Source organism: Paenibacillus sp. FSL H7-0323 (assembly GCF_038002725.1).
Lineage (GTDB): Bacteria > Bacillota > Bacilli > Paenibacillales > Paenibacillaceae > Paenibacillus_AQ > Paenibacillus_AQ odorifer.
In genome coordinates this window covers 3,743,335-3,763,860 of sequence record NZ_JBBODB010000001.1, presented here as the reverse complement: position 1 = coordinate 3,763,860, position 20,526 = coordinate 3,743,335, and the positions used below count along the sequence as shown (strand labels likewise).

The 20,526-nt window shown below is 48.7% G+C and carries 16 protein-coding genes; 9 read left to right on the top strand and 7 right to left on the bottom strand.

Annotated features, from left to right (window positions below; translation table 11 throughout):
• Positions 1-413: 413 nt before the first annotated feature.
• The 3 genes from MHH89_RS17090 to MHH89_RS17080 all read right to left on the bottom strand — a co-directional run bounded on the left by MHH89_RS17090 (position 414) and on the right by MHH89_RS17080 (position 2,714).
• On the bottom strand, positions 414-533 hold the full coding sequence (locus MHH89_RS17090; protein WP_212592220.1) for a YjcZ family sporulation protein: 120 nt from the start codon (positions 531-533) through the stop codon (positions 414-416).
• Positions 534-683: 150 nt separating this feature from the next.
• Complete coding sequence (locus tag MHH89_RS17085) at positions 684-1,985, bottom strand: aminotransferase class I/II-fold pyridoxal phosphate-dependent enzyme (protein ID WP_036679816.1); 1,302 nt, start codon at positions 1,983-1,985, stop codon at positions 684-686.
• 111 nt (positions 1,986-2,096) lie between these two features.
• Positions 2,097-2,714 (bottom strand): pyridoxamine 5'-phosphate oxidase family protein, encoded by a 618-nt coding sequence (locus tag MHH89_RS17080; protein WP_076127916.1) that lies wholly within the window; start codon positions 2,712-2,714, stop codon positions 2,097-2,099.
• 143 nt (positions 2,715-2,857) lie between these two features.
• On the opposite strand from MHH89_RS17080, the gene pdxR reads away from it, so the two are divergent.
• The 3 genes from pdxR to gpmA all read left to right on the top strand — a co-directional run bounded on the left by pdxR (position 2,858) and on the right by gpmA (position 6,890).
• Positions 2,858-4,363 (top strand): MocR-like pyridoxine biosynthesis transcription factor PdxR, encoded by a 1,506-nt coding sequence (gene pdxR, locus MHH89_RS17075; protein WP_341087672.1) that lies wholly within the window; start codon positions 2,858-2,860, stop codon positions 4,361-4,363.
• Positions 4,364-4,579: 216 nt separating this feature from the next.
• Positions 4,580-5,365 (top strand): helix-turn-helix domain-containing protein, encoded by a 786-nt coding sequence (locus tag MHH89_RS17070; RefSeq protein ID WP_036679782.1) that lies wholly within the window; start codon positions 4,580-4,582, stop codon positions 5,363-5,365.
• A gap of 781 nt (positions 5,366-6,146) precedes the next feature.
• Positions 6,147-6,890, top strand: coding sequence for a 2,3-diphosphoglycerate-dependent phosphoglycerate mutase (gpmA, locus tag MHH89_RS17065; protein ID WP_076141983.1), 744 nt, complete (start codon positions 6,147-6,149; stop codon positions 6,888-6,890).
• 1,656 nt (positions 6,891-8,546) lie between these two features.
• Here gpmA and asd read toward each other — a convergent pair.
• Both asd and MHH89_RS17055 read right to left on the bottom strand, forming a co-directional pair.
• Positions 8,547-9,338 (bottom strand): archaetidylserine decarboxylase, encoded by a 792-nt coding sequence (asd, locus tag MHH89_RS17060; RefSeq protein WP_076130450.1) that lies wholly within the window; start codon positions 9,336-9,338, stop codon positions 8,547-8,549.
• An 86-nt stretch (positions 9,339-9,424) separates the two neighbouring features.
• Positions 9,425-10,519, bottom strand: coding sequence for a YheC/YheD family endospore coat-associated protein (locus MHH89_RS17055; RefSeq protein WP_076280560.1), 1,095 nt, complete (start codon positions 10,517-10,519; stop codon positions 9,425-9,427).
• 217 nt (positions 10,520-10,736) lie between these two features.
• On the opposite strand from MHH89_RS17055, the gene MHH89_RS17050 reads away from it, so the two are divergent.
• A complete protein-coding gene (locus tag MHH89_RS17050) occupies positions 10,737-15,425 on the top strand; it encodes a WIAG-tail domain (RefSeq protein ID WP_076219590.1) in 4,689 nt (1,562 codons plus the stop codon).
• Between the two features lie 298 nt (positions 15,426-15,723).
• On the opposite strand, the gene MHH89_RS17045 is transcribed toward MHH89_RS17050, so the two are convergent.
• Positions 15,724-15,918, bottom strand: a complete 195-nt coding sequence (locus tag MHH89_RS17045; RefSeq protein WP_076281929.1) for a hypothetical protein — start codon at positions 15,916-15,918, stop codon at positions 15,724-15,726.
• A 268-nt stretch (positions 15,919-16,186) separates the two neighbouring features.
• Here MHH89_RS17045 and MHH89_RS17040 point away from each other — a divergent pair, with 268 nt between their 5' ends.
• The 4 genes from MHH89_RS17040 to MHH89_RS17025 are packed head-to-tail and all read left to right on the top strand — an operon-like array spanning position 16,187 to position 19,459.
• On the top strand, positions 16,187-17,029 hold the full coding sequence (locus MHH89_RS17040; protein ID WP_256717542.1) for a glycosyltransferase family 2 protein: 843 nt from the start codon (positions 16,187-16,189) through the stop codon (positions 17,027-17,029).
• Positions 17,030-17,061: 32 nt separating this feature from the next.
• On the top strand, positions 17,062-17,946 hold the full coding sequence (locus tag MHH89_RS17035; RefSeq protein WP_341087669.1) for a glycosyltransferase family 2 protein: 885 nt from the start codon (positions 17,062-17,064) through the stop codon (positions 17,944-17,946).
• Positions 17,943-18,680: a glycosyltransferase family 2 protein gene (locus MHH89_RS17030; RefSeq protein WP_076142551.1), complete on the top strand. Its 738-nt coding sequence runs from the start codon at positions 17,943-17,945 to the stop codon at positions 18,678-18,680. The genes MHH89_RS17035 and MHH89_RS17030 overlap by 4 nt, the downstream gene beginning before the upstream one ends.
• 47 nt (positions 18,681-18,727) lie before the next feature.
• Complete coding sequence (locus MHH89_RS17025; RefSeq protein WP_076130445.1) at positions 18,728-19,459, top strand: sugar phosphate nucleotidyltransferase; 732 nt, start codon at positions 18,728-18,730, stop codon at positions 19,457-19,459.
• 66 nt (positions 19,460-19,525) lie between these two features.
• On the opposite strand, the gene MHH89_RS17020 is transcribed toward MHH89_RS17025, so the two are convergent.
• A complete protein-coding gene (locus MHH89_RS17020) occupies positions 19,526-20,041 on the bottom strand; it encodes a GNAT family N-acetyltransferase (protein ID WP_076142552.1) in 516 nt (171 codons plus the stop codon).
• 195 nt (positions 20,042-20,236) lie between these two features.
• Here MHH89_RS17020 and MHH89_RS17015 point away from each other — a divergent pair, with 195 nt between their 5' ends.
• The gene (locus MHH89_RS17015) at positions 20,237-20,524 is read left to right on the top strand and encodes a hypothetical protein (protein ID WP_036679726.1); all 288 of its coding nucleotides are present in this window, start codon (positions 20,237-20,239) and stop codon (positions 20,522-20,524) included.
• The last annotated feature ends 2 nt before the right edge of the window (positions 20,525-20,526 follow it).

Sequence of the window (20,526 nt, the reverse complement as noted above, 5' to 3'; positions counted from 1 at the left end):
CCGCCGATCATAATTATCCCCTGAGGCTTACGGACCCAGTTGACGTTATTTGCAAATCTACAACCTTTATCGGGGAAGTTCGGACACCAGTGGCGTTATTCCCTATGAAGAGGTTCATATTTGGGGTTTGGCATGCCAATAACGGCTTTGGGGTCCGTAAGTGAGTAAAATATGGGATTATACTGCCTTTAGGGTCTGCGGTGTCCGATAGCTGCTTTTATGCGGGCAAATGTGATCTGAGGTAACAAAGGTTGGTGCGGTTGGTGCTAAGAACAAGGTGGAATTTTTAAAAAAAGACGCAGACGTCACAGCAGCCATTATCATGACCTACTGGACACCCACGTCTATTGTGAAAAAAAGGGATTGAAAATAGGAAAGAGCTTAGAGCTCTCTCCCGAGACTGTCATTAATGGTTAGACAAAAAGTGAACGGCTGATGATAACCAGCAAGATAAAGAGAACCAGGATGGCGCCAGTGCTAGTGAATGGGCCACCTCCACAACATCCATATCCGCCTCTAACTTCTTCGCTCATGTTCATTCCCCTTTCGGTGTGTGTGTTGTACTTGAGTACATCGTATTGTATGTGCGGAGAGTGGGGCGTGTATAGGCCAATGTCGGATTCGTGTACAAAAAAAATCAGCTCCGTGAAAACGGAGCTGATTGTAAGCTATATAAAGTTCAGTTAGGCTTTTTCTAAATCGCGAACACCTGCGTATACAAGATCGAAAAGATCTTCGAGCTGTTCCTCTTCGATACATGAGAAGGCAATACGTAGGTCAGTTTCACCCAAAGCAATAGTGCCTAGTCCGTAATTATGAATCAGATGAAGCCGGAGATCTTCAGCCGCAACTGTGTGCAGCTTCAGACACATAAAGTAACCGGAGTTAAAAGGATAATACGTCCACACATCCTCGCCGTATTTGCCGCTATCCAGCAGTGCTTTTACTTTATTCGCACGGCCTTTCATGATCTGGAACTTCTCTTCCTTCTGTGCTTCGAATTCCGGAGATTTCAAGGCGTCTAGTACGAAGGTCTGCGAAGGATGCGCACCGCTGGAAATGGTGGCACGGATGATGCCTAGTGTTTTTTGCTCCAATGCTGCCAGCAGGTCTTTGTCCTCCGAGGCATAAGTGATGAAACCCACACGGAAGCCCCAGACAAATTCTTCTTTGGTCGCACCGTCAATCTTAATTGGAAGCACACGAGGATGCAGATGAGCCAGTTTGCCAAACAGCGATTCTTTAAGTGAATCCTCAAAGAATAACCCGAAGTATGCATCATCACTTACAACAACAACGTTGATGCCTTCCTCAGCCGCACGAAGGATAGCTGCAACGATCTCATCGCCTTCCTTAATCCCTGGAGTATATCCGGTAGGATTGTTAGGGAAGTTCAGCAGCACAATCGCTTTGCCGCGTTCTTTTTGAGCAAGCAGCGCGTCTTCCAGACCTGCACTGTTAAACGTCATTTCTTCTGTGAACAGCGGATAGTTAACGGTCTCCCCATGGCGGCGGATTCCGAAGGTTAATTCGTAGTTCTCCCAGTTCTTGTCCGGGTAGATAATCGCGTCACCTGGCTCTGCGAAGAGGTCAGCGACAATGCTAAGCCCGTGAGTCAGGGCATTGGTTACAACGGGATTGCTGATGGTTTTACCTTCTAGCGATGGATTTTCGCGCAGCATCTTTTCACGCCATACAGTACGCAGCTCTGGTTTACCTGCCGGAGGGGCGTAACTATAAAGATCCTTAGGACTGTAAGCGGAGAGTTTATCCTGAATGACGCCGAGGTGCATAGGTACGCCACCTTCAGTAGCAATACCGATGGTTGCGTTGTATTTCTTGGCGTGAGCTCCTGCTTCAGCGGATTGGCTCAGGATGCCCTCTTTTGGGAAGTAAATCTCTTTGCCAAGCGTAGAGAGCATATCATACACATGTTCATTTCCTGCTTTGATACTTTCGTTTAATTGTCCAGCTAGTGGATTCATCAGTTTCATCCTTCCAGGGTTCTTTGGGGATAACATACTGTTAACATTGCCTAACATTATATCACCGCCAATTGCAACCGTCACTTGGAAAGATACGATTTTTAAAAAATATCATTCGGCGTGGAAAGGGCAGTATTTTTTCATCATTTCTATCGTTTCTTCATCACGCGGATTATTTCTTTCAGACAGGCCGGAAATGATGCCGGAGCGCTCTTCTTCTTTTAGGTTTTGCCCAAACTTAAACTTCGCAGTGATCTCCTCGGGGGTAATGCGCACAACGGCAACTCCCTTTAGACGGGGACGATATTTAGGGTCCTCTGCATCGATGGAATCATAACCCCCCTCGGGCTGGAGCTTTTTCATAAATAAGGAGAGTACACTGGCTTTTTCACTAATGTCTTCAACAGGTTCGGCTGTGCCGTAGGCGGTCACACTTTTAAAATAGGCGGTTGCAGGGCAGGCCAGCTCGGGATCGCTAAAATAAGACGGGATAAGGGCATACTCATCCGCTACCGTAAAGCAGACCTGCTGCTGATTGCGGATCGACTTCATTTTGCTACCAGCATGACTGCCGTGGAAATAGAAACAACCATCTGTATATACAAAATTCAACGGTGTCACCCGCGGTTGCCCCTGCTCATCGCTTGTTCCGAGAAAACCAAAACTCATTCCGTTTAGAAAAGAGACCAATTCTTCCTCCTGATCTACTTTAAATTCTTTTCTGCGCATAGGGATCACGTCCTCTTTCTTTTTAGTCTAGAGCGTCTGCTCCAATGTAAATGTTCTTTAAAGAATAGTAGAGTGGTTGACAATTAAAAAGGACCAATTAAGATAGTTTTTAATGGACCACTTGCTGGTCAAGGAGGATAACGATGAATATCACGCTGGCATACGATCAATATCTGGCGATACACCGCTACAAATATTTAGCGTTATATCACGCGCTCCGCGCAGGAATATTGGAAGGAACACTTCCGGGAGGCACTCCGCTGCCGTCTACACGAAGTCTTGCTAAGCACTATGAGCTGTCGCGCGGATCGGTCTCGCAGGTGTATGAAATGTTGCTCGCTGATGGTTATGTAAGGACTGAAACGGGGCGGGGGACATTCGTATCGGAAGATAGCTTTGCTTCAGCTGCCAGTCGCAGTGACGGTGAGAACCGGGCTTTGGGTGAAGACGCAGATGCTGCTGGAGGAGATTGTGCAAGCGAGACTACGATTCCAATCTCGGCATGGGGAAAGCGGCTGCTTGCGCGCCCGATACCCTTTTATGAAAAGAGTAACAAGAAAGTAGTGAGCTTCCAGAGTAGTGGTATGCGGATGGAACATTTTCCTTACTCCGAATGGCGTAGTGCGCTCTCTTATGCCGGAGGGAAGGAAGGTGGATTGCTGCAAAGCACTTGTCCACCTCAAGGCGACGAAGGACTTCGGAAAGCTATCGCTGCACATCTGCGGATTACCCGCGGGATTCGCGCGGATGCAGAGCATATCGTATTGTTCAGCGGCTCGATGCAAGGCATCGTTATTTTGACGCAGCTGCTGCTGGATGCAGAAGGCTCAGCGGTCGTTGAGAACCCGGGCTTTCACGGGATTCGCCGAGCCGTAGAGATCACCGGAGGCCGATTGCTGGCAGGGGAGCTGGATGGCAACGGTCTTATTCCGGAGGATTGGGATGCCCGGCTGTTGTTTGTTACGCCGAGCCGTCAATTTCCTACGGGTGTGGTACTGCCTTTAGAACGACGCCGAACCTTGTTGGGATGGGCGCAGCGGCATCATGCAGTAATCATTGAAGATGATTATGACAGTGAGTTCCGTTGGGCTGGGCGTCCTATCGAGCCCTTAAAGGCACTGGATCGTGAAGAGCGGGTCGTATATGTGGGCTCCTTTTCAAACACGATGTTTTCAGGCCTGCGGCTCGGTTTTGCAGTGCTTCCGCCCCCTTTAGTAAAGCCGACTATCGCCGCCAAGGCACTATATGAGCCCTTGCCGGTAGGGCTGCTGGAGCAGCGAGCCTTGGCGCGGTTCATGAATACAGGCGGCTATGGCCGTCATCTGCGCCGGATGACACGCATCTATGGTGAACGCGGACGCATCCTCAGGACGCTGCTGTCGGAACGGCTTAAGGAGCTCTTCGAGCTGCTGCCTGGTGATGCGGGCTTGCATGTATATGCCCGCTGGCTGCGCAGCAGCGAAGAGTTTGTTGCTTTCCGAGCGGCAGCGCTTAGGCGCGGCACGGATTTTAGAGATGCCGCGTTATATCAGCTATCACCGGGAGCGCCGGCCGCTTGTTTTTCTTTTGCCCATCTGAATGCCGCGGAGCTGGAGGAAGGGATAACAAGCCTGCATCTGGCGTGGGAAGATGTACAAAATGCAACATGACAAGGTATGATAAAGAAGATGAAATGCAAAACTAAGCGAATGCTTACGAATTTTGACGAAGAAACTCGGAGTAGATTAAGCTAAACAAAACTATATAGACACTGCGAAGTCAGAAAGAGCAGATTTGCTGAGAATACTAAGCGGATGCTTACGAAGCAAGTTTTGCGAAGTAGTTCAAAGTAGGTTATGCTAACAAAACTTTTAGGAGGGAACGTTATGCTGCATGCATCGCCGTCCTCTTTTGTTATTTTGCCGGCTCTGGCTAAGATTGTATGCGAGCCGGGCTGGAAATGGCAAAAAAGAGAGAAGTCGCTGCAAAATTATGATTTATTTTATGTATGGAGCGGGGAAGGGACGGTTGTGCGTAACGATGAACCCTTTCAAGTAGGTAAGGGAAGCTGCTTCCTTTTTCGTCCGGGTGACCATACAAGTGCTACACATAATCCGCAAAAGCCACTTGTACTTACATATATTCATTTTGATGTCTCCGAAGAGGTGACGGATATTCCGCTGCCCTATCGTGAGCTTACAGAAACCGTTGAATTTGAACATCTGCTTGCTAGGTACGTTCGACTATTTCTGGTGGATACTTACGCCGCTGAGGAAGAGGGGCAGCTTGTACTGAAGCAGCTGATGATTCATCTGCTGAGGGAGGACCGTGTGAAGCCAGTAGAACGTTATGTTAGCAACCATTTGACAGAAATCATTCACGAAATAGCGAACTATGTGAGCCAGCATCCGGGGATTGCACATCGTGTAGAGGATCTTGCTGCTCGTGCGGGGCTTTCACCGCGGTATTTTTCAATTAAGTTCAAGGAGCTTACGGGTTCTTCTGTGCAGTCTTATGTCATCCGAGCCCGGATTGAGCGTGCTCAGCATTTACTGCTGTACGCGGGAATGAATGTTACTGAGGTAGCAGATGCGCTTGGATATCGTGACATTTTCTTTTTCAGCCGCCAGTTCAAGCAATATACCGGAAAAAGTCCATCTGAGATCCGCTGATTCACTTTTTTTGTTTCAGTTTGTTCAACCAAGGGTAAATACTTTGCAGTTTAGTTTACAGAGAATTTACATAACTTCTTGGAAGGAGACTCTTGGCATGATCATCAGACGCAGAATTTGCAACACGGATTGTAAGAGTGGAGGCGGAGGTATTTTTAGAAACCGCTTAAAACGGTTAAAGCAGGCGAATGCTTTTGTCGTGGATAGCTGGTTCTAAACTGAACAAGCAAGCATAGAATCGCCTGATATGACTAAAAATATAAATAGCCGGGGCCGTGAGGCATCCGGTTTTTTTGTGTTGTTAGAAAATGATATATATAATGAACTTAAGTCGAAGATTAGAGTAACTGATGGGCATTTCATCGTGCCTCACGTTGTATTTTGTACAATAGATTGACTCTAATAGCAGTCGAATTTGAATTCTGTGACTCATCTTACATTCAAATTCAGCAGAAACAGCCTTTCTAGAGATTATCACGATAATCTATTGCACGAAGTACAATGTAATGTATCTTCAAGTGAAAGTTAAGATTTTCTGTTGCACATTCTGCAATGAAGCGTACGCTCATTTACCGCAATATCCACACACCGTTCACGCTCCATGCACGCCTCATTCACGTACCTTTAAGGATGTTTAATTGGCCTAACTATGAGGTAGCGGTAGATATTTATTTCTACGATTGGGTTATTACTAAGGTGAGAGCTTTCTGCATACGTTTCGCATAACGTTGTTCGTCGGTAGAATATATAAGGTCCATAGTTGGAAGGAGAGAGAGAGAAAATGTACGAAATCGTACTTATACGTCATGGTGAGAGCCAGTACAATGTACAGAATTTGTTCACAGGCTGGAGTGACCCGGATTTAACTGAGAAGGGTATCCAAGAGGCAAAGACTGCTGGCAAGCTGTTGAAGGACGCTGGGTACACATTTGATCTGGCTTTTGCTTCGGTACTCAGACGCTCGATTAAAACTCTTAACTATGTACTGGATGAGATGGATTTGCTGTGGATTCCCGTGCAAAAGTCTTGGAAATTGAATGAGCGCCATTACGGGGCATTGCAGGGATTAAGTAAAAGCGAGACAGCGCTAAAATATGGAGATGAGCAGCTGCATATCTGGCGGCGGAGTTTATCGGTGAGACCCCCGTTGCTGGAGCTTGATGATCCTAGGTATGCCAGAAACGATATTCGCTACAGCAGTGTTCGTCCGGGAGATATCCCGCGTGGAGAGAGCCTGGAGGACACTGTACATCGTGTAGGCGATTTCTGGGGAAACCGGATCGTACCTCTTTTGCGTAAAAAAGAACGGGTGCTTATCTCAGCCCACGGCAATACGCTGCGTGCATTGATTAAATTTATGGAGGATATTGATGAAGCGGCATTACTGGAGCTCAATATCCCTACCGGAGTACCGCTCGTGTACAAACTGGATGAGGACATGAATCCTATCAGTCGCTTTTATCTAGGCGATCCGGAACAGGTAGCGGCCAAGGCGCTTGATGTTGCTAAGCAGGGACATGTGTAATTGGCGTGTAATAAGCGTATAGGCGTAGCAGGTGTATTGAGTATGACGGGTGTAAAGTAATAAGCAAAACGGGGCGTAAAGGTTAAATAAGCGCATCAGGTGTAATAGGTGGGTTACATGAAAAGATAAAAGGACAGCCTTGGGGCTGTCCTTTTTGTTATTAGTGTGTTTGTGACCAATTAAATGTGCGAAAATGGCGCGTTTAAGGTCAGCTGGGTCCGATAGCGTTGAATGCTAACGTTCCACCAACTCTCCGTAGATCTTGACCAATGCTCCACCAGCCCTCCACTAACGCTCGACTAGTCCTTAACTAACGCTCGACTAGTCCTTAACTAACGCTCGACCAGCCCTTAACTAACTTTCGACCAACCTCCACCAACGCTCTGCAAATGCTTACGGACTCAGCCGCCGCTATTTGCTCATTTATTGCCATTTGAGCGGAGTTTCGGACTCCAGCGCCGCTATTGCCTAAGATCTAGCGCAAATAGGGTGTTTTTCATACCAATAGCTGCGGTGGAGTCCGATAGAATCGCAAATGTGTCAAAAATCCGCGTATAAGGTCAGCTGGGTCCGATAGCGCTGAGGCTAACCCTTCACCAACTTTCCGTTAATTCTCGACCAACGCTCGACCAGCCCTCCACTAACGCTCGACCAGCCCTCCACTAACGCTCGACCAGCCCTCCACTAACGCTCGACCAGCCCTCCACTAACGCTCGACCAGCCCTCCACTAACGCTCGACCAGCCCTCCACTAACGCTCGACCAGCCCTCCACTAACGCTCGACCAGCCCTCCACTAACGCTCGACCAGCCCTCCACTAACGCTCGACCAGCCCTCCACTAACGCTCGACCAGCCCTCCACTAACGCTCGACCAGCCCTCCACTAACGCTCGACCAGCCCTCCACTAACGCTCGACCAGCCCTTAACTAACTTTCGACCAACCTCCACCAACGCTCTGCAAATGCTTACGGACTCAGCCGCCGCTATCTGCCCATTTATCGCCATTTGGGCGGAGTTTCGGACTCCAGCGTCGCTATTGCCCGAGAATCGACTCTAATATGGCGTTTTTCATGCCAATAGCTGCGGTGGAGTCCGATAGAATTGCAAATGTGTGAAAAAGCCGCGTATAAGGTCAGCTGGGTCCGATAGCGGCGAGCGCACACCTTCCACCAGCTCTCAACCAGCCCTCAACCAGCCCTCAACCAGCCCTCAACCAACACTCGACTAGCCCTCAACTAACGCTCGAGCAACCTCCCCCAAAGCTCTGCAAATGCTTACGGACTCAGCCGCCGCTATCTGCCCATTTATCGCCATTTGGGCGGAGTTTCGGACTCCAGCGCCGCTATTGCCTAAGATCTCGCACAAATAGGGTGTTTTTCATGCCAATAGCTGCGGTGGAGTCCGATAGATTTGCAAATGTGCGAAAAAGCCGCGTATAAGGTCAGCTGGGTCCGATAGCTAGCGATAGGTGTACGATGGATAGACGATATGTATACGTTGGCTAGCGATAGGTAGATGATAGCTGGACGATAGCTAGAGCGTTCGCCTCCGCAACTGTGCTCCACACGAAGTCCCCAAAATTAGAGGGCACCTCAGCAGCCATTTCATGGCTTTTGAGGCACCCTCTAATTTTTCTGGGAATTCGCCTAAATCTCCCTACAAAGGTCGATGCAACGTTCCCAGTAGTTCGCCCATTTTTACCTTTGAGTTGACCTCAAGCTTGGGTCTCGGGGTAAAGGTACCGCTTTCCGTGAGCAGCACTACGGTGGAGCCAAACTCAAAATAAGCCAGATCATCGCCTATTTGCCACTCGGCAGCGGTATCATCCGTATAACGAATACTGCTGACGTTCATTGCGCCTACCTTTACTACCGCGGTTTCTCCGTGACTCCCGGCAATATACGTAATGAGACGTTCGTTGCGGTTCAGGACACCCTTCATATGTCGCATTCCGAAATCGTTGACAGGATAGGCCCGTCCGCGAATATAATCGCTCTCCACCTTTTGTCCGGTAAGGGGAGAGTGAATCCGGTGATAATCGGTAGGACTCAAATAAAGAACGAAGAAAAAACCCTTCTTGTACAGCTCCAGATGCGGGGAGTGATTAAGGAGATCCTCGATCTTATAATCCTGCCCTTTTACATTCATAATCGTACCGGCGTTAATGTCACCCATAGCAGTGATCGTTGCGTCTACGGGACTAACCAAAGCGTCAGCGTCGGTTGCAATAGGCCGCATGCCCGGCTTCAGCCGGCGGCTGAAAAACTCATTAAGAGTGAGATATTCTCCAGGATTTTTCTCCGCTTGAGCGGAGGGGATTTGATAAGTCTTAATAAATGCCGGGATAAGAAAACGGCTGATTCTACTATGAGAAAAAGATCCCATTAACCGTGAAAGCCACCGGTGTGAGGATAGCTCGGTCATCAGCCGTAGCAATTGTTTTACCATGCCCATCTCCCTTCCATAATGCAGCAGTACGGTTGTATACGGGTCGTCTCTGCTCTGCATTATATTGACATAGAATAGGAGACAAATCAATAACTGTTATATACCGTACTGTTCGTTTCTATTAAAAAACGCGCGTATCCCATAGGTCTGCGATAGCTGTCTTTCCAAATTTCCGTAAGGCCGGCTTTATGAAATCCGTAGCGTTGGTCACGACCGTTACACTCTATGAAGAAGAGTCGTCCGTCCTTAGTAATGCCTATATCCAGTCCGATATCAGCCAGTCCGGGAAGGTCTTGCTCCAGACACCGTGCGATTGCAAGGCTAAGTATTTCGACAGACATACGGATGTGGGCCGCTGTGGATCTTGAAAAGGCCTTTTCGAGCGCGAGGGAGGAGCTTAACGCTTCTCCTCCGCGGGCTATATTGGAGACAAAGCCTCCTGGGGCAGCCAGTTTGGCGAAGAGCCCAGTGACCTGCCAATCTCCTCCCCAGCCGCGCTGAACGGTGACGCGTAGATCAAAGGGACGTCCTCCAATCTCAGCAAGGGGAATACGTTCTTGTACAAGATAAGGCACGGAGGTTAGGCGTGCGCGGAGCGCTTGTGGCAACGCCGCCTGATTGACGGGAATACTTCTCCAGCGCTGCATCGAAGGGGAGAGGTAGCTCAAGGTCCAACGCTGAGCTCCCTTGCGGACCAGCCGCATGACCCCATTCCCTATACTTCCCCGGCAAGGTTTAAGAATGAGATCGGGATAAAGATTCATCATTTCTTTTAGGCCTGAGACTCTCGTTGTTACGGGTAAATATTCGCGAAGCTCCGTATTTTTTTCAAGCAGCTGATGGATCTCATCTTTGCCGTATCGATTACATGTATTGAAAATCAGGGGATAGTGCTTCAGCAGACGCTGCATTCCAGGGCTGTTTTTGCTGTATATTGCCCGGTTATGGATAACAGCAGGCGTAGGAACAACTACGCTTTTATATCCATTAACTCCCTTTATATAGGCGGCACTAAAGCCTGTGTCCGTATCGATGTCCGCGAGCTTCAGGAAGCAAGGGACTAAACCGTATGCCGCCGCGGCCTCTTCATAGTTGGATAGAGACTCCTGTCCTGTTTTTAGCCGGGGAACGCCCCGGTGCATATCGGCATTTAGTAATATTCCAACGAGCTTATGCCCCATGTTTGTTCCTCCTGTTTCATCGGTTACATGATCCCTGCTTTTTCTACTCTTGTCATAGTATGTTTGTACCCGCGTGTCAGGGTGGACGAATGCGCGAAGGCAGATGCCTTTTTTTATACATAATCTTATGAAGGCCTCATCGCAAAAGGGTGTCATAAGCCCATACCGCTGCATATGATGCCTAGGAGAAACATTAGATGGAAGGAGGAGACTGCTTGTGAGGGGTTCCAAAAAAAAGCAGCCGCGCAGTCCACAGAAACGACTCTATTTTGTAGATAATCCCAATAAAGAGGAACTGAGTATGCTGGATACCAAAAGCAGCTCTAGAAGCTCGGGGAATAACAGTGACGGAGTCAGTGAAGCAGAGATCGCGGAAGTTCAGGTAAGTGGGGGAGCAATAGCTGAAGTCGTTCTAGAGGAGCCAACTTCTGCTCCAGTTCTACAATTGGAGCCGGAGCTTATAGAGGAAGCGCAGCTTCAGAAACAGGCGGATAATCTTCCTGAAACCGTATGGTTCGCTCCTCCAGAGAAAGAACGTTTTCAGCCCGTTTATACAGATGATCTTTCGGATGCAGCGGTGACCGGAGCCAAAATCGCTCCACGTACCATTGACGGTTCTAAGCTAAAGTTCGGCATTATTGGTACACCTTGGCTGCAAGATTACGCTGTACAGAGTATCAATATCGCGGACAAGGCAGTCACTTCTGCAAAAATCGCACCAGAATCGATAGTGGGCGAGCATTTAGCAGAAGGAAGCGTTAGTGGTGGTAAGCTGCTGGATCATTCGATCAGTGGAGAGAAGCTGAAAAATGGCAGTATTAGTCCAGAGAAGCTGGCTGATCGGATTATAGGCGGCGGTCAAATTGCAGATAAAGCTATTGAGAGCCGCCATTTAAGCGATTTGATTATTACTGCGGATTTACTGGAAGATGGAGCCGTTACTAGTGACAAAATAGGAAGCAGCAGCATCACAAGCCGCCACCTGGCAAACGGCAGTGTTGACCGTTCCAAGCTGGCCGATGCAGCGGTATCTGGCGATAAAATAGCTGATGGTGAAATCAGCAGCTCAAAGCTAGCGGATGCTGTCATTGAAGGCCGCCATCTTAGCGACGCTTTGATAACCGCCAGACATCTGGCCCCGGGAGCGATTGGTTCTGATCAGCTTGCCAGCAAATTGATCGGTAAGGAACAGCTGCAGTCGGGTATTATCGAAGGCGGGCATTTAGCTGATGGAGCTATAGGTTCTAAGCAACTTGGTGCAGATGTCGTAAGAAGCGTACATTTAAGCCCAGAAAGTGTGAATGGTAATCATATCGGTGATGGCGAAATATCAAGTCGGCATTTGGCTGACCGCAGCATCTCTTTTTTAAAGCTGGCTGAGGGTGCAGTAGGGACTGCGCAGCTAGTGGAGCAAGCGGTAACCTCGTCCAAAATTGCTGACCAAAGCATTCTCCCACATAAGCTGGCAGACGAAGCAGTGACCACAAGACATATTGCTAAATCCGCCATTCGCGGACCGCAAATTGCTATGCAAGCCATAACTTCTATTCATCTGGAACGCGAAGCAGTGAATCATTCGCATATAGCTGCGGAAGCGGTCGGCTCGGAGCAGCTCAAGGAAGAAGCTATTCAGACTCAACATTTATCTTCCGGTGCTGTGACTGGAGAACAGCTGGCTTCAGAATCTGTGGGTGGGGAGCATCTTCGTGCACAGAGCGTTACTTCAGCCAAGTTGGCAGATGGAAGTGTAAATGCAGCTAAGCTGGCAGCGGGTGCAGTGATTGGCAGCACGATTGCGCGTGAAGTAGTCAGTGGTGAACATATCGCTTTTTGTACAGTGGAGGAAAAACATCTGGCGGATGCCAGTGTGAGCGGCCGTGTATTGCAGGATGCTGTGGTAAATAAGGATCATTTGGCCACGGGAGCCGTGGAACGAAGACATCTTGGTGAAAATAGTGTGACTTCCGCTGCGATTCAATCGGGCTCAGTTTCAGGAGATAAGCTGGCTTCCGCTGCGGTGAGAGAAATTCACCTGGCAGCAGGAGCCGTGCAGCCTCATCATCTGGCCGATCATGCAGTGACCTCGTTGAAGCTTTCACCGGAAAGTGTCTCAACGGATAAAATCAGTGATTTAGCAGTCACTTCGGCTAAGCTTGCAGACGGCAGCATAGAATCCAGTAAACTGGCGGCGTCAGCAGTTCAAGCTGAGCATTTGTCGGTAAATGCTGTAAGTTCGAAAACCATAAGCGAAAGTGCTGTTCAAAGTAGACATTTGAATCCCGGCAGTGTCAGTGGGGCGCATATCCGGCCGTTGTCTATCGGGAATGGTCATATCCTTCCGAATTCTATTTCTGCAGTTCAAATCCAAGAGGGCAGTATTAATAGCTCTAAGCTGGTAAAAGGTGCCGTGGATTCTCAGCATCTTTCACCTGGTAGTGTAGACGGCAGTCATCTGTGTATCGATACCATTGAAGGCCGTCATATCCTACCGGGTGAGATCACGCTGGCTCATCTGGCGGAAGAGGTACGTAGCTCTGAGTTGCTGCCAGACGGCTGCATAACTGGGGAGAAGCTGGCAGAAGGATCGGTAGATTCCAACCATCTCCTGCCTGGAAGTGTGAACGGAAGCCATTTGAACTCGGGTTCTGTAGAAGGTCGACATATCCTACCGGGTGAGGTCACGCTTGCTCATCTGGCTGCAGATGCATATACCTCCGACTTGCTGCCTGAAGGCAGTATTACCGGGAAGAAGCTGGCGGGAGCATCCGTAGATTCTATTCATTTAGTGTTTGGAAGTGTGGAAGGCGGACATCTGAGTTCAGGTTCCGTCGAAGGACGTCATATTGGAAAAGGTGAGATTACCTTAGCTCATCTCGCCGATGAAACCCGAAGCGCTGATCTGCTGCCAGACGGTAGCATTACTAGAGAGAAGCTGGCGGAAGAATCCGTAAGTTCTATACATCTAGTGCCTGGCAGTGTGGATGGCAGCCATTTAGGCCCAGACACAGTTGAAGGACGTCATATCCGATACGGTGAGATCACGCTGGCTCATTTGGCAAAAGAAACACGCAGCTCCAAATTGCTGCCAGACGGTAGTATTTCTGGAGTAAAGCTGGCACATGCTTCCGTAAATTCAAATCATCTAGTACCTGGCAGTGTGGAAGGCGTTCATCTAAGCTCAGGTTCTGTCGAAGGACGCCATATTGGAAAAGGTGAGATTACGTTAGCTCATCTGGCCGAAGAAACACGTAGCGCTGACTTGCTGCCAGACGGTAGCATCACTCGGGAGAAGTTGGCGGAAGAATCCGTAAATTCTAATCATCTGGTGCCTGGAAGCGTAGATGGCAGTCATTTGAGTCCGGACACAATAGAAGGACGTCATATCCGATATGGTGAGATCACGCTGGCTCATTTGGCCGAAGAAACACGCAGCTCCAATTTGCTGCCAGACGGTAGCATTACTGGGGAGAAACTGGCGGAAGCATCCATAAATTCAAATCACCTTGTACCTGAAAGCGTGGAGGGAACTCATCTGAGTCCGTCTGCAATAGAAGGACGCCATATTGGAAAAGGTGAGATCAAGCTAGCGCATCTGGCGGATGAGGTACGCAGCTCCGAACTGCTGCCAGACGGAAGCATTACTGGGGAGAAGCTGGCGGAAGCCTCCGTAGAAGCAATTCATCTAGTGCCTGGAAGTGTGGATAGAACTCATCTGAGTCCGTCTGCAGTAGAAGGTCTCCATATTGGAAAAGGTGAGATCAAGCTAGCACATCTAGCGGATGAGGTACGCAGCTCCGAGTTACTGCCGGATGGCAGCATTACCGGTAAAAAGTTGGAGGGTGGATCTATTACTGCCTACCACTTGGCTCCTGGCAGTGTCTATGGGGGACACTTAGGGGGGAATGCGGTAGATAGCCGCCATATCCGTGCTGGAAGCATTACTCTGAATCATTTGGCAGAAGAAGTGCGCAGCGCTGATTTATTGCCGGAAGGCAGTATTACAGGCGAGAAGATTGAAGTTGCGACGATTCAGTCTTTCCATTTAGCCCAAGGCAGCGTCTCTGGAGGTCATTTGGCCGGGGATGCGGTGGATGGCCGCCATATTCGATCGGACAGCATCACCCTAAAGCATTTGGCAGAAGAGGTACGCAGTGCGGATTTGTTGCCGGATGGCAGCATTACGGAAGAAAAACTCGCTGAAGGCTCCGTGAGTTCTTCACATTTACAACCATGGAGTGTTTACGGAGAGCATCTTGCTGACAAGATCGTGGCAGATCGGCATTTGCAGCCTGGCATCATCAAATTAGAGCATCTTGCGGATGAAACACGCAGCTCAGCCCTGCTCCCGGATGGCAGTATCAACGGAGCTAAGCTGAAGGAAGGCAGTATCGAGTCCGCTCATCTGACAGAAGGTGCAGTAGGGACAACAGAGCTTCAGGATGAAGCAGTAGTAGCATCCAAAATCTCTTCGTTTGCGATTCAAGCCCGCCATCTGGAAGAAGAAAGTGTTCAGGAATATCATATTTCCCCAGGTGCAGTAAACGGGACTCATCTGGCACCGAACTCTGTAAATACAGATCATCTGTCCTTCAGTCCGATTCAGACAGCTGGGAAGCGAGAAGCACTACAACAGTTTGGAATGACAGCATTTATGTTCAATGGGGATGCAGAGAGTGTAGAGGTGACCGTATCGTTTGATGAGAGCTTTGGGCATACGGGTTATGTGCTTGTTGCCATGACCAATCAGCCTTACTTCTATGCTTCCTTAAAGAGCAGAGCCAATGGAGAAGCAGTGATTCAAGTGGTGCGGTTGCGCGAAACTCCGCATTTCTATGGGGTTATCTCTTGGATTGCTATAGGTGCTCCCTTAGCTAAACCGGCAGCAGATGATCGTGTATTTGATTGAACCTTAAGCAATTCCTCTTAAAAACAGCAGAGCAGCGAATCTCCTTATTGGAGATCGCTGCTCTGTTTTTTTGGTGGGGAACGGTACTTGTCAGCATCGCCGGGTTTAATCAATCGCTGTGGCTGCGGTTCTGTCCGATAGCCTGGTACTCTAAACATCTGCTACTACTTACGGACCCAAATGGCGTTATTTGCAGGTTTGTTGTCTTTTGAGGCTGGTTTCGGACTCTAGTGACGCTATTGTATAGAAATAGAGCCTTATTGGGTTCTTTTGATGCCAATAGCTGCTATGGAGTCCGTTAATAATCTAAAAGTGTGATAATGCGGCGAATAGGAGCAACTGTGTCCGATAGCACCAAAGTATAATCATCCGCTGCAGATTCGGTTGTGTCCGATAGTGCAAAAGTATAATCATCCGCTGCAGATTCGGCTGTGTCCGATAGTGCAAAATTATAATCATCCGTTGCGGATTCGGCTGTGTCCGATAGTGCCAAAGTATAATCATCCGTTGTGGATTCGGTTGTGTCCGATAGCGTCCTAACCTAATCCCCCTGCTGCGTTACTGCGTTCGTTACCGCCGCAGGTTGTGTCCGCGGCAGCTGGCTATGCGCAATGTATCTAAGCCGAAGTTTGGTGGGGAGTACATTTGTCCTGTTTTCAGAACGACAGGAGACAATTGCCGTTACCCTGTGCGTTGTAGTACATAAACTGTGATGTAACCCTCAGCCTGAAGAATTGGCTCTGTAAGGAAGGTGGATGAGCATGAAGCCCAAACGAACTTCTGCCCGCCGCACAGGGCGGCGGGTCTCTCGGATGAAGCGGCGGACTTCACGCCCAGTGCGGCAAGTCGCTGTAGTCCCTATAGTTAACCATCCTAATCCCTATGTTTCGGTTATTATTCCAGCCATGAATGAAGCTCAGACCATTGCGGGAGTGATATCTGGAGCCAGAGGGGTCCATCCGCGCTGCGAGGTAATTGTGGTCGTGAATGGATCCACTGATCAAACGGCAGGGATTGCACAATCGCTAGGTGCGCGTGTTATTTCCTATGAGTTGCCGCTTGGACACGACGCTGGCCGTAGTGTGGGAGCTGAGGCAGCCAAGGGAGAAATCCTATTGTTTACAGATGGAGATTTGGTGATACCTGCTTCGGGGCTGCGTCCTTACGTCACTGCTGTTAGTGGTGGAGTGGACATAGCGCTTAATGATTATTCCGGTCCGGTCCGGAAGCTGTCCCCCCATCCGGTGGTGCTGTCTAAACATGCACTGAATATTCTGCTTGGCCGTCCAGATCTGAAGGGATGTTCGATGACGGCAGTTCCGCACGCAATCAGCCGCAGAGCACTTGATATTTTAGGGAGCGATTCATTATCACGTCCTCCACTGGCGCATGCCCAGGCAATTCTTAGTGGACTGCATGTGGTAGCCGCTCACAAAATACCTGTAGGGAAGTTAAATGCGGTGAGGCGCAAGGAAGACGGCATAGATCCATTGCAGCAGTTGATTACAGCGGATCATATGGAGGCTGTATCCCTCTTGCTGGAACATCGGGGGAACAGAGCGGGCTTTGGCGACGGAGCCCGGCGCAGAGAGATGGTGAGATGATGGTTGCAACTTTACGAGGCACAGCAGCTCGAATGGCAAAGAAACGCCCAATCCGTCACAGGTCAGCCAATCGCTCTGTAAAAGCCAACGCTGCTGCTCGCCCGCTTCTGTCTCGGCAATCGAAGGCAGGCAAGGAGACTCTGAAATTACCGAAGTTACGTGGGACTTTGTCAGTCATTATCTCCGCGCGTAATGAGGAGCAGACCTTGTCCCGTCTGCTGCATCAGGTTGCACGGCTTGAACCTGCAGAAATTATTATCGTACTTAATGGCTGCAGTGATAACTCTTTTCCTATTTCTAGACAACATCGTCAAGCCATTGTAGTACACTGCCCAGAGTCTGTCGGACATGATGTGGGCCGGGCTATCGGTGCAAAGCTGAGTCGCGGGGATATATTGCTTTTTCTGGATGGAGATATGGTCATTCCGGCCTCTCAGCTCGTTTCATTCACGGCGGCTGTAGATCGCGGAATTGATGTAGCTCTTAATGATTTAGACTCACTGATGCCTTCCTTTGGATTATGTGATGATGTCACCCGCAGCAAACTGTTTCTGAATTACGCTCTGGATAGGTACGATCTCGGGGTTAGCTCTATGACAGCTGTTCCTCATGCGCTTTCGCGGCATGCGCTTGAGACCATAGGCTACCGTGAATTAATGGTTCCACCTAAAGCCCAAGCTCGCTCTGTATTAGAAAAGTTACGGGTGGAGAAGGTAGGAACGGTAAATGTTATTAAACATAATCGGCTGCGCAAGGCAAATACAGGGGTTGGAAATGCTGTGGAAAAACTGATCATAGGAGATCATGCTGAGGCTCTACATGAGGTTCTTTCCCGGCGAAAAGCTGGCGGTCTGCTAAGTAGTGAAACACAGCGTGAGTACCGCAGACAGGTAGCCGCTTGGAGGAATCGGATATGACGCTGACGAGTATTATTATTCCAACCTACAATGCGCTGCCCTTGCTGCGGGCCTGTGTGGAATCTATTCGTGCCTACACTCCGCCGCCTTATGAGATTATCGTAGTGGACAATGCTTCAACGGACGGAACAGACACCTATTGCCGTGCGAATCATATAACGTTTATTTCATTGCCAGACAATCGCGGCTTTCCAACTGCATGCAATTTGGGGCTACAGCTAGCGTCAGGTGATGAAGTCCTGCTGCTGAATAACGATGTAGTGGTGTCTCAAGGATGGTTAACTAATCTGAAGAGGGCTCTATATAGTGCTCCTGATGTAGGTATTGTTGGACCAGTCACAAACTATGCCAGTGGACGTCAACAGGTGAAGACCGATTATGAAGGTCTGATAGGTTTTCATCAGGCTGCTGAGAGGGCGAACCTTCCAAATCCCCAGAAATGGCTGGAGACGAGACGGCTGGTAGGATTATGTTTTTTATTCAAAAGAGAGCTGCTAACTTCCGTAGGTCTACTGGATGAGAGATTCTCACCTGGACATTACGAAGATGATGATTATTGTTATCGCGCCAGGATAAAGGGATATCGGCTGCTTATCGCCGGGGATTGCTTGGTGCACCATGAAGGAAGTGCAAGTTTCAAGCAAGTTTACAATACCGGACTGCAAGAACTGGTGGAACGAAACCGCAAGATCTTTATAGATAAATGGAATGTAGATCCTATTAATTTTATATGAAGTGCAGATCCGAAGGCAAAGGACGTAGATAAAGAGGAGGAAAGTAAGTGAAAGGAGTCATACTGGCGGGCGGAACAGGATCTAGACTTCAACCGCTGACCCGGCTTATGAACAAACATTTGCTTCCGGTCGGCAAATATCCTATGGTCTGTTACGGCATAGACCGGCTTCGCCGGGGAGGAATTACCGACATTCTTCTGGTCATAAGCAAGCAGTCTGCTGGCCTGTACACGGATTTTTTAGGTAGCGGTGCTGCATTTGGTGTATCTCTGACCTATAAAATTCAGGAAGCTGCCGGAGGCATTGCCGAGGCGCTTGATTTAGCAGAAGGGTTCATTTTCCCAGGGGAACGATTTGTTGTATTGCTCGGGGATAATCTTTTTATGGATGATCTGAAGCCTTATGTGGAGAGTTATCTTCGTCAGCCAGCGGGCACTGCAAAGGTGTTGCTGAAGCCGGTGGAGGACGCGCGCAGATACGGTGTACCTGTGTTTGATAGTCAAGATGCGGCATGGATTGCTTATATCGAAGAAAAGCCTGAGCATCCGAAGACCAATTATTGTGTAACTGGTATTTATATGTACGATGAAGCTGTATTTGATATCATCCGGCGGGTATCGCCTTCCAAGAGGGGGGAGCTGGAGATTACCGATGTAAATAATATATACGCCGCTGATCGCAGACTTAGTTATGATGTGCTTAAGGATTGGTGGAGTGATGCGGGAACGTTTCAGTCTTTACACGAGGCGGGGGAAAAGTTAAAAGATGCACTGCCATAAGGCAGTGCATTTTTTTGTTGTAATCCTACTATAGATAGCTGCAAGGGCTTTGAAATCACACGTTACTCAGAGAGCTCGAGGGTTAGAAATCCTCCACCAGATTAAATCCTCAGTTTCTTTGTATCTCTCAGAGCCTAGACGCTCCAATACTTTGTGGGAGGCTGTATTATCTTTTTCAGTGTCAGCGATTACATAGACAGCTTGGGGATGGGAGAAAATCCATGCATTAATTGTGTGTAGTGCCTCTGTTGCATACCCTTTTCTTCTATATTTCTCATCAATCCCATACCCTAGAATAACCTCGCCTTTCTCATTCGGGTAACCTTTAAGGATAATGAATCCTATAATACATTGATCTTCCCGATGGATGATGGCCCAGTTCGTTAACCATAGGTAATGGTCGGGGTCCTGCTGCACCTTTTTTAGCCTGATCTGCATAGCATATTGCATTTCATCATCAAGCGCCGCACTGATGGCAGCTAAGCCTAATTGCTGCTGTAGCTCCGAATAGTTATTTATTGCTAGCGTGAGCTCTGGGGCAGTTAAAGGTATTAGATCGATACGCTTGCTTTCAAGCTTCATATATTCCCCACCAACCTTTGGTAAACTCAGGATTGTGCATTTCACATTTTAATCCTTTTAAATGTACTTAGCAATAACGTAATTTTTATGTCATTCCAGTCACGAATAGAGCCTTAACTTGTCGAGGATCCCGGCACCGTCCCGGCTCCTGCCGCATATGCTGTAGCAGGGCGTTTGAGCAAAGGAGACATGAAGGTGCAGAGTAAAATAACTAAAGTCCTGCAGCACATGGCCCATACGCACGAACAGATGGCGCGGATTCTAGATGCTGAGCGCCATGTGGCTGTCCGTATGTCGCAAATTGTCCACGATCTGCCAGATGCGGAGCCTGATTTTGATGGGATCAGCGGGATGATCGAAAGCTCAACTCAGGTAAACAAGAATATTATTGCTTACTTGAATGCACTTGCAGATCTGGAAGAAGCGATGGCTGATGGGGTAGGTAGAGTGATTAAGGAATTGAACGGTCAAGAAGAAGAGTAACG